This window comes from Streptomyces sp. NBC_01351 (assembly GCF_036237315.1).
GTDB lineage: Bacteria > Actinomycetota > Actinomycetes > Streptomycetales > Streptomycetaceae > Streptomyces.
On record NZ_CP108356.1, the window covers coordinates 5,536,096 to 5,549,054 of the forward strand.

Here is a 12,959-nt window from a genome sequence, read left to right on the forward strand (position 1 = left end):
GGGCAGGCGGGTCAGACCTGGGGGCGCGCTTCCGGTTCCGCTTCCGTCGCGGGTTCCCGTTCCGGTTGGGCATCGGGTGAGGGCTGCGCGAGGGCCGTGAACGGGACCACGGCCACGGTGACGTTGTCGTGCCCGCCACCGTCCAGCGCGTGCCCCACCAGGACCTGCGCACTGTGCAGCGGGCGCGCGGCGGCGTCCGCGGGCAGCACCTGGGCCATCTCCCGCGCGGACTCCGCGTAGTTCCACAGGCCGTCGGTGCAGACCACGACCACACCCGGGTGGTCCGGCTTGAAGGTGGCGGTGTGCGGTTCGAGGTCGTACGCGTCGGCGCCGAGCCAGCCCGTGATGGCGTGCGCGCGGACGTCGGCGTACGCCTCAGCCTCGCCCATCAGGCCGGCCGCGACCATCTGGGCCGCCCACGAGTCGTCCTCGGTGAGCCGGCGGGGGAGCGCGGCCCGGTCGTCCGGCACCCAGTAGGCCCGGCTGTCGCCGACCCAGCCGATGGTCAGCAGGCCGCTGCTGACGACGGCGCCGACCAGGGTGCAGGCGGGGGCGTTCTGCGCGCCGGGGACCTCGGGGGCCAGGGCGTTCACGGCCGCCGCGGCGGCGAGGATCGCCTCGTGCATGGCGTCCTGCGGGTGCGCTCCGCGCGGGAGCGCGTCGAGCAGGGCCTCGTTGGCGGCGCCGGCGGCGGCGGCCGACGCCTCGTCGGGGCGGCTGGCCGAGGAGACGCCGTCGCAGACGATCGCCACGGTGGCGGCGGAGCCGTCGGGCAGGGCGGTGGCCGCCACGGCGAAGGAGTCCTCGTTGCGGTGGTGGCGCAGACCGCGGTCGCTGACGGCCGCGACGCTTCCGAGCTCCTCCTCCAGGTGGTCCCGCTCGCGCGGCTGCGCGTGGCCGCAGTGCTCGCAGTACCCGTCGGTGTCCACGTGGCCGGAGCGGCAGGCGACGCAGGTCTTGCCGGTGCCCTGCGGGGCCTCGGCCGGGGCTTCGTGGCCCGGGCCGCTGCCCTCGTACGGGGCTTCGTACGCCGCTTCGTACCCGGCGTCGTACGGGCCTTCGGCCGCGCCCCGGGCGATCCCCTCCGGCGGCGTGGCGGTCCCCTGCGGGGTGCCTTCGGGGGACGCGGCGGCAGCGCCGTGCCGTCCGCCCGGGCCGTCGGGAGCCCACGCGGTGCCCTCCGGGGGCGTGCCGCCACCGGGCACGTCGTACCTGGCCTGCGGCCCCTCCGGCCCGCCGCCGTGGGCGTGCTCCGCGGAGCTCCACGGCGACTCGGCCGGGGCGTCGACCAGGGTCGGCGCGGCCGAGGCCACGGTGCCCCACCCGGGCGCGGGCTCGGCGGAGCCGTAGGACCCGCGCGGCGCCGGGGGCGCCGGCGGCGCGGCGGGCGCCGGGGGGAGCTCGATCGTCGGGCGGTCCGCGGACGCCGCCGGGGGAGGGGAGGTGACGGCGTATCCGCAGACTCCGCAGAAACGGTCACCCTCCTCCAGGGGTTCCGCGCAGCTGGGGCAGCCCGACAGCCGATGCATCGACATCACTCACACCCACGTCCGGGGACGGAAACGGTTTGCCCGTTCCACCAGTTCGATCCTCTCCTCGCCCCGCTGCGCCAGCCGCGCGAGCACGCGGTACGAGCGCTCCAAGCCGAAGCGCAGGCCCCGCTCGTCCAGTTGACTGCCGAGCAGCGAGGTCCCACCGGGGTCGGAACCCCGGCTACCCGACAGTACCCAGTCCAGGGCCGAGCCCAGAACTTCGGTGGCGAGCCGCTCGTGACGCTCGGGGTCCAGACCGAACCGCCGCAGCGCCTCCACCTGGTCGGCGGCGGCCGTCAGATCGGCCAGCAGCGGCTCGTGCGGAGACCGGTCGCGCAGACGTGCGCGTACGGCTGCCACCCGGGCGGCGGTGTAGTGGATGGACGCCTCCGGTACGGATTCCAGCGTGTGCACGGCTCCGTCCCGGTCGCCGGCGGCCAGCCGGACCCGGGCCAGCCCGAAGGCGGCGCTGACGAAACCGGGGTCGGTGGCCCACACGAGGCGGTAGTACTCGGCGGCGTTGTCCAGCTGGCCCAGCACCTCCGCGCACAGCCCGAGGGCCAGCTTCGGCGCGGGCTCGCCCGGGAAGGCGTCGTAGATCGCGTCGAAGGACAGGGCCGCGATCTCGTTGTCCCCGGTGGCGAGCGAGGCGATGCCGCGGGCCCACACCACCCGCCAGTCGTCCGGATGCAGGGCCTCCAGGTCCGTCAGCGTGCGGGAGGCCTCCGGCAGTTCGCCCAGTTCGAGGCGGGCCCGCAGCTCGCGCAGCCGCAGCTCGGCGGAGTCGGCCGGAGCCGAGCCGAGGGCGGCCAGGAGGTCGCCGGGCGCGGAGGCCAGCAGGCCCGCCAGGAACCCGGCGTTCGGATCGGCCGCGTCCACGAGCGGTACGGGCAGCGCCAGGGCGGTCCCGTGGGTGTCGAGTGCGGCCGCCGGTGCCGCTCCCGCGGAGGGCGGCGGGGATACGGGTGCGGGTGTGATCCCCGCGCCCCGGGCGGGAGGCTCCCGCCGGGGCCCCGGCACTGCGGCCCCCGCCACGTGCGTGGCGCTGCTCCCGATCGCGGGCACGGCCCCGGCCGGGCCGCCGGCGGCGGGCCCCCAGGGGGCTCCCGCGGGCACGGCGACGCCGCCGGGCGGCGTTCCGCCACCGGGCGCGTGCGCCCAAGGTCCGGCCGCCCCGGGCGGGGCCGAGGCCGGGCTTGCGGGCATCCCGGGCGCGGGAGCGCCCGCGGGCAGCGGGACGCCGCCCGCCGGGGTTCCGGCCCCGGGGGTCCGCGACCAGGTGCCGGGCGACCCGGCCGGGGCCTGGCCTCCCGGAGCTCCGGCGCCGGGGGCGTGGGCCCAGGTGCCGGGTGCCCCCGTGCCGGGACCCGCCGCGGGCATGGCGACGCCGCCGGGCGGGGTTCCGGCCCCGGGGGTCTGCGACCAGGTGCCGGGCGACCCGGCCGGGGGCAGGGCGGTGCCGCCCTGCGCGGCCGCGGGTGATCCGGCACGTGAAACGGCGCGGCGGCCTGCGCCGAGGGAGCCGAGCAGGCCGGCGCCGCGGCGCGGGGTCACCGTACGGAGGCCCAGTCGGGAGACGGCCGTGTCGGCCGTGTCCGCGAAGAGCTGGGTGTCCGGGACCCGGGTCTCGGGGCCGAACAGGGTCGACAGCTGCGGCCGCGGGCGGCCCGTCTGGAGCGCGACCACCTCCCGCAGCACGCCCGTCAGCTGGTCCGCCATCTCCTGCGCGGACGCGAACCGCCGCCCCGGATCCGGGTCGGTCGCCCGCACCAGCAGCCGGTAGAAGGACTCGTACCGCTGGAAGACCTCGATGTGTTCGGGGTCCGGCAGCGAGTCCACGAAGACGTTCGTGTAGCCCTGGAAGTCGAAGGTCAGGACGGCCAGCGTCCGCGCCACCGTGTACAGGTCGGAGGCCACCGACGGCCCCAGCTCCGCGACCTCCGGCGCCTGGTAGCCCACGGTGCCGTAGATGGCCGACTCCTCGTCGTCCATCCGGCGCACCGCGCCCATGTCGATCAGCTTCAGCTGGTCCTGCTGCTGGATCGCGTTGTCGACCTTGAAGTCGCAGTACAGGAGGTTGCGGCTGTGCAGGTGACCCAGCGCCTCCAGCGCCTCGATCCCGTACGCGCAGGCCTGCTCCACCGGCAGCGGATCGCGCCGGCCGTCCGGGCGGCGCCGCTCGTTCGCGATCTCCTTCAGCGATTTGCCGCCGACGTACTCCATGACGATGTACCCGTCCAGCGAACCGGTCCGCTGGTCCAGGTGCTCCACGAAGTTGTAGATCCGCACGATGTTGGAGTGCTCGATCTCCGCGAGGAAGCGCCGCTCCGATATCGCGGCCTCCATCGCGTCCTGGTCCCCGGTGTCCAGCAGGCCCTTGAGCACCACCCACCGGTCCGAGACCGCCCGGTCCACCGCCAGGTACACCCAGCCGAGCCCGCCGTGCGCCAGGCAGCCCGCCACCTCGTACTGGCCGCGCACCACGTCACCCGCGTGCAGCTTCGGCACGAAGGAGTACGGGTGCCCGCACTTGGTGCAGAACCCTTCCGTCCGGCCGGGCCGCTCACCCCGGGCCCGGCCCACCGGGGCCCCGCAGTCCGAGCGCGAGCAGAACCTCTTGCGCTCCGGCACCTCCGGGTTCTCCAGGACCGCCGCCGAGGGATCCGGACGCGGCACCTCCGGCACCTTGACCAGCCCTGCGCCGAGCCGGCCGCGGCCCGAGACCGACGGGGCCGAGCCCGAACTGCGCACCGACACCGAACGGGTGGAAGCGGCCCCCGACAGCGCGCGGGACAGCCGCCCCGACACCGAGCGCCGCGACGAGGACGAACGCGACGAACGCGAGGAGCGCGCCGAGGTCGAGGCCGAGGACGAGGAACGCGAGGAGCCGGCGGATCCCGCCGAGCCCTGCGACCCCCGGTCGCCCCGGGCGTGGCTCGTCATCGCCGTCGGCGGCGACACCAGCTCCTCCGCGCCCGCCGCGACCGCGCCCACCGGCGCCAGTCCGCAGGTGTCGCAGTACAGCTCCCCGCCGCCCATGTCCTCGTACGTCCCCGGGCAGCCGGGGCGCAGGCACGCCGTTCCTACCAGGCTCATGCGCCGTCCTTTCCGGGAGTCCCCGTGCCCTGCAGGGCCTCGGCCGTCGCCTGCTGGTAACGCAGGACGGCCTGTTCGGCGGCCCGCAGATCGCAGGGCGCGCTCCACAGCATCCGCCGGGCCGTGTCGTACCGCTCCATCAGCAGCGGGTCCTCCGCCATGCCGTGCCGTGCCACCTTCGCCTTGTACGCGTCGAGCCGCCCGCGCAGTTCCGCCCGTACGGCCAGCGGCGCCGTCACCGCGGTCAACGATTCGCGGGCCCGCCGCAGTTCCTCCTCGGCCCGCTCCTCCAGGGATTCCAGCAGCGGCGAGAGCCGGTGCCAGCGCGCGTGGCGCCGGTGCTCGGCCGCCGCCGCGAGCTGCTCCTGGAGCACCGTCGGCGGGCCGCTCACGGCGGGCACCTCCGACGCGGCGATCTTCGCCAGTACCTCGCCGCGCGCGGTCCGCGCCTCCGCCAGGGTCCGGTCGGCCCGCGAGAGCACGTCCCGCAGGCTGATCAGCCGCTGTTCGGCGTCCTGCCGTACGTCCAGCACCGCCTCGACCTCACGGCGTACGTCCTCCAGCGCGAGCGCGGCCCGGTCGTAGCGCCCTGTGTCGGGGCGGCCGCCGCCCGGGGCGGAACTCCCCGCCGCGGGCTGCCAGAAGGCCAGCGGGTCCGCGATGACCTGCGCCCGCAGCTCCGTCAGCTCGGCGGTGATGTCCTCCAGGTCGTCGCCCGAGGGGTGTTCGCCGGGGCGCACCCCCACCGAGTGGGCCAGCGAGCGGGTGCGGTGCAGTTCGGCGCCGAGCAGGTCGATGCGGGCGGGCAGCGCCGACCACACCGCGTCGGCGGCCACCACCACGTCCAGCGAGCGCGCGTACAGATCGTTCATCCGGGACACCAGCTCGGCGAGCGAGAGCCGCTCGGCCAGCGCGGCGCCCTCCACGGCGGCCCCGGAGATCAGCACGCCGGGACCGTGCAGCCGCTCGGTCAGCTCGACCAGGTCCTCGCGGTTCGGCCAGCGGCGCCGCTCCCGGATCCCCCGGGCAGCGGTCAGGGCCCCGCTGTAGGCGTCGAAGTACGTCCACAGCCGGGTGATGTCGGCCTCGGCGGCCGTCCACCGCTCCTTGGTGAGCCCGGTCAGCCCGGCCCCCTCCAGCAGCCGGCGGCCGGCGTGGTCCTGGAGGGCGAGCAGCGAGGTCTCGACGGCCTCGTGCTCCGCGCCGAGTCTGGCCAGGGCACGGTCGACGCCGTCCCTGTCCATCACCGCCGCTCCGCCGTCCACCGACCGCGCCTCCACCGATCGAGCCTCCGCGTCAGAATCCGCTGCCACCGGCCTCAGCCGTCCCGGTACTTGGGCGCGGGCGGCGCGGTGACGCCGGGCAGCACCGCTTCGAGGTGCTTGCGGTAGGAGACCATCCACGGGCTGTTGGTGCCGCCCGCCCGGTAGCCCTCCAGCACGTTGTTGACGCGGCGGACCAGGTCGGAGGCGTCCTTGTTCATGGCCACGCCGTAGAACTCACGGGTGAACGGCGAACCCACCAGCCGCACCGAGGGATCCTGCGCGGCCTGGCCGGCCGCGAGGGCGTTGTCGGTGATGATGCCGTCGACCTCGCCCAGCTGGAGCCGGACCAGGCAGTCCAGCTGGTTGGGCACGAGGACCGGCGTCGCGCCGTACGACTGGGACTTCAGCGAGGCCTCCGCCGTGGAGCCGGCCGCGACGCAGATCTTCTTGTCCTTCAGTGAGGTGTCGTAGCCGGTGATCGGCGAGCCCTTGGGGGCCAGCACCTGCTGGCCGGCCTCGAAGTAGGCGGTGGAGAAGGCCACGTCCTCCAGCCGCTTGCAGTTGATGGTCATGGTCCGCACGACGATGTCGACGCGGCCCTCCTGCAGGGCGGGAATGCGCTGGCTGGTGGGGATCGCCCGGTAGATGACCGCCTTCTCGTCGCCCAGGATGTCCTTGGCGATGGCCTTGACCAGGTCGATGTCGAAGCCGTCGAGACGGCCCTGGGTGGACTGGTCCTCCAGGGTGGTCCCGCTGGTGGTCTGGTTGCGGTAGCCCCAGCGGAAGCTGTTCTGGTCCACGCCCGCGACGAGCTTGCCCGCCGCCTTGATCCGCGCGATGGTCGCCCCGTCCACGGCGGACGGGCGCAGGCTGGCCTCCGGGTCCTGGCAGGTGTCGCCGGGGGCCGCCGGGGCCACCGCCATCGAAGCGGGCTCGCGGAACACCGCCGGGCGGCCGGAGTCCGGTGTCGCCGAGGCCAGGGGCAGCAGCACCGCCGCGGCCGTCACCGCGCACGCGGCGGCCATCGCCGTCACCCCGCCCCAGCCGCGCAGCCGGCCGAACACCCGCCGCGCGCCGCTCGCCCGCGGGGCCCCGGAGGGCCGGCCCGGACCGCTGCCGCCGGCTCCGTCGCGACCGCCGGGTCCACCAGGTCCGCCCGGTCCGCCGGGTCGGCCAGGACCGCCGCCGACGCCGCCCGGCCCGCCAACGCCGTCGGCTCCGCCGGAGCCGGTCAGGCCCGCGTGGCCGTCGTGGCCGCCCGAGCCCGCCGCGGCGCCCGGACTTCCGTGGGGCGCGCGGCCTTCGAAGCCCTCGGAGACCCGCCTCGCTCGTATCCGCATCGCGCTCACCTGTACTCCGAAAGCCTGCGCCCGATACCGAGCAGCGCCGCCACCGCGCCGAGGACCGCGAGGGCCGCCGCGCCCGTCACCAAACCGCCCAGCGCGCCGATCCCGTCACGGGCCGCCCGGGTGAACTCCCGCTGTTCGTGGGCCACCGCCTGCTCCAGGGAAGCGTCCACCGTGTCGAACGCGGCCCCGCTGGAGTCCTTGTGCTGCGCGTCCCCCACGACCTGGGTCAGCGCGGTCTCGAAGTCACCCTTCAAGTCCGCCTCCCGGGCCGCCGTGTGCCGCTGCTTCCACTGCTTCACGCCGTCCACCGCACGGCTCACCGGAGCCCGCCCGGCCTCGTCGTCGGCGAGCCGGAGCGCGGTCGCCAGCCCGGCGTCCAGCTGCTCCATGTTGGTCGTGAACTCCACGTCGTACTTGTCGGACTTCTTGTCGTCGGCCAGTACGGCGCCGCGCGCGACCAGAGTCAGGTTCTCCCCGGCCCGCGCCTGGAGGGAGGCGATGCGCGCGTCGTTCAGCACCTTCAGCGACTCCTGCCCATCCGCGCGGGCCGCGCCCAGGTCCGACCGTGCCACCGTGTGCCCCACGGCCAGCCACATCAGGACCACCACCGACGCTGCCGTCGCGGCCAGCAGCCCGTGGTTGAAGACCCGGTTCGTCCGACGGTAGTTGCGCCGCTGCGCCCACACCAGGGCGGCGAGCGACACCAGGCCCACACCGAGCGAGACCAGCGGCCAGGACCGGGCCTCGTCGTAGTCGGTGTACAGCCGGTCGGTCTCCGCCTGGTACAGCCGCTGCGCGGCGGGGAGCAGCTGCGTGGTCATCTGCTCATTGGCGTACCGGAGATAGGCACCGCCCAGCGGCATGCCCTGCCGGTTGGTGGCCCGGGCCTGCTCGATGAGGCCGGTGTAGCGCGGCAGCTGCTCGCTCAGCAGGGATATCTGCGCGCGGGAGTCCTCGTCACCGCCCGCGTTGGCGGCCGCGTTCACCAGCAGCTTGGAGGCGTTGGCGATGTCCTTCTCGTAGCGCTGGCGGACCTCGCGCGGCTCCTGGGCGCCCAGCAGGAACCCGCTGGAGGAGGTCGTGTCGGCGTCCGCGAGGGAGCGGTAGATGCTCGCCGCGTCCGCGCTCAGCGGCTGGCTGCGGCCCACCACGTCGTCGGCGGCGGTGGACCGGCCCGTGATCTCCCAGACGCTCACCGCGCCGAACAGGAGCACCAGGGCGGCCAGGAAGGCGCCGATGATCCGCAGCCGGCCCGGCTCGGTCGTCGCGGCCGCGCGCAGCCGCTCCACGCCCTCGGCCCAGGCGGTGCCCCGCCCTGGCGGCCCGTCCGGCGGCGGCCCCGACGGACCGGCCGGCGGTCCGGAGACACCGCCCCCGGGCGCGGGTGCGCGTGATGTGATCGCCACCGTGACCTCCCCCTCGGTCCTGTCCACTGTCCGCAGCAGTATGGCGTCAGTGCCGGTCGCCCACACCATCGGTGCTCGATCTTGGGCGATCTGTCCCCCCGGCGCCCCAGCCAAGCCTTCACCGTGAATACGTTCCTGCGACCGTCACGGTTCCAGACCTGCCGCGCCCCGGGGCAGGTTCACCCGAATTGGGCGTCGAACCGCGTGCCGAACCGGGCGTCGGAGCGGGCACCGGACCCGGCGTTCAGGGAAGCCCCGAAATGCGCGCGGAGCCTGGCGTACCCCCCGGGCGCCGACCCGAGGGCGTCCAGGCCCAGGAGTGCGGCGCCCAGGACCGGTGGGGCGGTGATCACGTCGATCCGGGCGAGCGGGGCCCGTTCGGCCAGGCCGCGGGCGATGCGGTCGTTCAGCTGGGGGTGCCGGGCGGCCAGTACCCCACCGCCCAGCACCACCGGGACCTCCCGGTCGAGGAGTTCCAGGCGGTGCAGCGCCACCGCCGCCATGGCCACGACCTCGTCCGCCTGCCGGTGCACGAGGGCGCTCGCCACCGGGTCCCCGGCGGCCGCCACCGCGAACAGCACCGGGGTGAGTTCGTGCCGCCGCCCGCCCGGGATCCGGCCCAGGTGCAGCGCCTCGATCAGCCCGTACATCGAGGCGTGCCCGAAGTGCGCGGGCAGCGCCCGGGCCAGCTCCGTCGGCTCCCCCCGACCGTCCTCGGCGCGGGCCGCGAACCACAGGGCCTCCTCGGCCAGTCCGCCCCCGCCGCCCCAGTCGCCGGAGATCCGCCCGATCGCGGGGAAGCGCGCGGTGCGCCCGTCCGGGGTCATCCCGACGCAGTTGATGCCGGCCCCGCACACCACCGCGACCCCGCACGGCTCGTCCACACCGGCCCGCAGGATCGCGAAGGTGTCGTTGCGCACCTCGGTGGCCGCGCCCCAGCCCCGCGCGCCGATCGCCTCCGTGAGCTGCTGCTCCTCCACCGCCAGGTCCGCGTTGGCCAGGCAGGCCGACACCCGTGCCGGGTACGGGGACCCGGGCCCAGGCGCGGGCAGTCCGGCGGCCGCGGCGGCCTTCGCGACGGCCTGCCCGAGGACGTCCACCGCGGCCTCGACGCCGCAGAGCGGGGGCTGGAATCCCCCGGAGCGCCCGGTGCCCAGCACCGTGCCGTCGGCGGCGACCAGCGCCACGTCCGTCTTGCTGTTGCCCGCGTCGATCGCCACGACGGCGGGGAGGGTCACGCCCACGCCAGGTGCTCCTTGTTGTGCGCGAGGAGCCGGTCGGTCAGCCCCTCGGCCAGGTCGAACTGCCCGACCAGTGGATGGGCGAGCAGTGCCTTGAAGACCCGCTCGCGGCCACCGCGCAGGGCGGCGTCCAGCGCGAGGTCCTCGTACGCCGTCACGTGCGAGACCAGTCCGGCGTACAGGGGGTCCAGCCGGGGCACGGGCAGCGGTACCGGACCGGAGGCGTCGACCCGGGCCTGCACCTCGATCACCGCGTCGTCGGGGAGGAACGGCAGGGTGCCGTGGTTGAGGGTGTTGACCACCTGCACCGGTGATCCGCCGTCGCCCAGCAGGGCGGCCGAGAGGTCCACGGCCGCCTCCGAGTAGAAGGCCCCGCCCCGCTTGGCCAGCAGCGCCGGCTTCTCGTCGAGCGCGGGATCCGCGTACAGGCCGAGCAGTTCCCGCTCCATCGCGGCGACCTCGGCGGCCCGGGAGGGCTTCGCGCCCAGTTCCCGTACGACCTCGTCGTGGGCGTAGAAGTAGCGCAGGTAGTACGAGGGCACCACTCCGAGCCGGTCGAGCACCGCGCGCGGCAGGTGCAGGTCGGCGGCGATGGCCTCCGCGTGCTCGGCGAGCAGCCGGGGCAGCAGGTCCTCGCCGTCGGGCCCGCCGAGGCGTACGCCCCGCTCCCAGGTCAGGTGGTTGAGCCCGACGTGGTCGAGGTGGACCTCGACCGGGGCCACGTCCAGCAGGGCGGCGAACTTCCGCTGGAAGCCGATGGCCACGTTGCACAGCCCGACCGCCTTGTGCCCGGCGGTGAGCAGGGCCCGGGTGACGATCCCGACCGGGTTGGTGAAGTCGATGATCCAGGCGTCCGGGTTGGCGCGGCGGACCCGTTCGGCGATGTCGAGGACCACCGGCACGGTGCGCAGCGCCTTGGCGAGCCCGCCCGCCCCCGTGGTCTCCTGGCCGACGCAGCCGCACTCCAGCGGCCAGGTCTCGTCCTGGAGCCGGGCGGCCTGCCCGCCGATGCGCAGCTGGAGCAGGACCGCGTCGGCGTCGGCGACGCCCGCGTCGAGGTCGGCGGTGGTGGTGACCGTGGCCGGGTGGTCCTGCCTGGCGAAGATCCGCCGGGCGAGGGCCCCGATCAGCTCCAGCCGCTCGGTGGCGGGGTCGATCAGCACGAGCTCGCTGACGGGCAGGGTGTCGCGCAGCCGTGCGAAGCCGTCGATCAGCTCGGGGGTGTAGGTGGAACCGCCGCCCACCACTGCGAGTTTCATCGTCGTTCAGCCTTTCACGCCGGTCAGGGTGATGCCTTCGACGAACGCCTTCTGGGCGAAGAAGAAGAGGACGATCACCGGTGCCATGACCAGTACGGTCGCGGCCATGGTCAGGTTCCAGTTGGTGTGGTGCGCGCCCTTGAAGGACTCCAGTCCGTAACTGAGCGTCCAGGCGGCCGGGTTGTCCGAGGCGTAGATCTGCGGGCCGAAGTAGTCGTTCCAGGCGCAGAAGAACTGGAACAGGGCGACCGCCGCGATGCCGGGCCTGGCCATCGGCAGGACCACGCGCAGCAGGGTGCGGACCTCCCCGCAGCCGTCGACGCGGGCGGCGTCCAGGTACTCGTCGGGGATGGTCAGCAGGAACTGGCGGAGCAGGAAGATGGAGAAGGCGTCGCCGAAGGCCATCGGGATGATCAGCGGCCACAGCGTGCCCGACAGGTCGAGCTGCTTGGCCCAGAAGAGGTACATGGGGATGACCACCACCTGCGGCGGCAGCATCATCATGGCGATCACGAGCAGCAGCGAGAGCCGCCGGCCGCGGAAGCGGAACTTGGCGAGCGCGTACGCGACGGGCACCGAGGAGACCACGGTCAGCAGGGTGCCGAGCCCGGCGTACAGCAGGGTGTTGCGCCACCAGGTGAGGAAGCCCGGGGTGTTCCACACCGTGGCGTAGTTGCCCCACTCCCAGGTGTCCGGCCACAGGTCGCGGGTCAGCGTCTGCCGGTCGCCCATCAGGGAGGTCAGCAGGAGGAAGACGAAGGGGAGGACGAAGAACAGGGCGGCCGCGACGCCCAGCGCGTGCACGCCGACCCAGTGCAGTACGGCCTTGCGGCGGTGGTGGTGATGATGTCGGCGCATGTCAGTCACCCGCTCCGATCAGTCCGCCACGGCGGCGCATCAGGAGCGCGGTGAAGGCCATGGAGAGGGCGAAGAGCACCAGGGCGACGACACAAGCGGAACCGTAGTCGAAGCGCTGGAAGCCGAGGTTGTAGACGAGCTGGGGGAGGGTCAGGGTGGACTTGTCGGGGTAGCCCGGTTCGAACTGCTGGCCCGAGCCGCCGATCACCCCGGCCGCCACCTTCCCCGCCACCAGCGGCTGCGTGTAGTACTGCATGGCCTGGATGACCCCGGTGACCACGGCGAACAGGATGATCGGGGAGATGTTCGGCAGGGTGATGTGCCGGAAGCGCGCCCAGGCCCCGGCCCCGTCCAGCTCGGCGGCCTCGTACTGCTCCTTCGGTACGTCGAGCAGCGCGGCCATGAAGATGACCATCAGGTCGCCGACCCCCCACAGCGCGAGCGCGGTGAGCGCGGGCTTGGACCAGTCGGCGTCGGTGAACCAGCCGGGGGTGGGCAGGCCGACCGCGCCCAGCAGGGTGTTGGCGGGGCCGGTGCCGGGGTTGAGGAGGAAGACGAAGGCCAGGGTCGCGGCGACCGGCGGGGCCAGGTAGGGCAGGTAGAAGAGGGTCCGGAAGATCCCCGCCCCCGTCTTGATCTTCGTGATGAGCAGGCCGATGCCCAGGCCGAAGACGACCCGGCAGGAGACCATCACCACGACCAGCCAGAGGGTGTTGCGCATCGCCGGCCAGAACAGCGGGTAGTCGGAGAAGACGTAGGCCCAGTTGTCCAGGCCGTTGGGGACGGGCTGCCGGAAGCCGTCGTACTTCGTGAAGGAGAAGTACACGGTGGACAGCAGCGGGTAGGCGAAGAAGACGCCGAAGCCGATCAGCCAGGGCGACATGAAGGCCGCGGTCCGCAGCGCGGACCGGCGGCGCTTCGTACGCAGGGTGTGCGTGCTCGTGCTGGTCATG

9 protein-coding genes are annotated in these 12,959 nt (G+C 74.3%); all 9 read right to left on the reverse strand.

Going from position 1 to position 12,959, the window contains the following annotated elements:
• Positions 1-11: 11 nt before the first annotated feature.
• The 9 genes from OG625_RS25500 to OG625_RS25540 all read right to left on the reverse strand — a co-directional run bounded on the left by OG625_RS25500 (position 12) and on the right by OG625_RS25540 (position 12,958).
• Positions 12-1,535, reverse strand: a complete 1,524-nt coding sequence (locus OG625_RS25500; protein ID WP_329385464.1) for a protein phosphatase 2C domain-containing protein — start codon at positions 1,533-1,535, stop codon at positions 12-14.
• A gap of 3 nt (positions 1,536-1,538) precedes the next feature.
• Positions 1,539-4,628: a serine/threonine-protein kinase gene (locus tag OG625_RS25505; protein WP_329385467.1), complete on the reverse strand. Its 3,090-nt coding sequence runs from the start codon at positions 4,626-4,628 to the stop codon at positions 1,539-1,541.
• Positions 4,625-5,872, reverse strand: coding sequence for a hypothetical protein (locus OG625_RS25510; RefSeq protein WP_329390941.1), 1,248 nt, complete (start codon positions 5,870-5,872; stop codon positions 4,625-4,627). The genes OG625_RS25505 and OG625_RS25510 overlap by 4 nt, the downstream gene beginning before the upstream one ends.
• Positions 5,873-5,946: 74 nt before the next feature.
• Positions 5,947-7,233 carry a glutamate ABC transporter substrate-binding protein gene (locus tag OG625_RS25515; protein WP_443067771.1) on the reverse strand — a complete coding sequence of 429 codons (1,287 nt, stop codon included), beginning with the start codon at positions 7,231-7,233 and terminating at the stop codon, positions 5,947-5,949.
• 5 nt (positions 7,234-7,238) lie between these two features.
• Positions 7,239-8,648 carry a hypothetical protein gene (locus OG625_RS25520; RefSeq protein WP_443067772.1) on the reverse strand — a complete coding sequence of 470 codons (1,410 nt, stop codon included), beginning with the start codon at positions 8,646-8,648 and terminating at the stop codon, positions 7,239-7,241.
• A gap of 179 nt (positions 8,649-8,827) precedes the next feature.
• Positions 8,828-9,892 (reverse strand): N-acetylglucosamine kinase, encoded by a 1,065-nt coding sequence (locus OG625_RS25525; protein ID WP_329385471.1) that lies wholly within the window; start codon positions 9,890-9,892, stop codon positions 8,828-8,830.
• Positions 9,883-11,148, reverse strand: a complete 1,266-nt coding sequence (locus OG625_RS25530; RefSeq protein ID WP_329385473.1) for a 6-phospho-beta-glucosidase — start codon at positions 11,146-11,148, stop codon at positions 9,883-9,885. Before OG625_RS25530 ends, OG625_RS25525 begins: the two co-directional genes overlap by 10 nt.
• A gap of 6 nt (positions 11,149-11,154) precedes the next feature.
• On the reverse strand, positions 11,155-12,006 hold the full coding sequence (locus tag OG625_RS25535; RefSeq protein WP_329385476.1) for a carbohydrate ABC transporter permease: 852 nt from the start codon (positions 12,004-12,006) through the stop codon (positions 11,155-11,157).
• 1 nt (position 12,007) lies between these two features.
• Positions 12,008-12,958 (reverse strand): carbohydrate ABC transporter permease, encoded by a 951-nt coding sequence (locus OG625_RS25540; protein WP_329385479.1) that lies wholly within the window; start codon positions 12,956-12,958, stop codon positions 12,008-12,010.
• Between the last annotated feature and the right edge of the window lies 1 nt (position 12,959).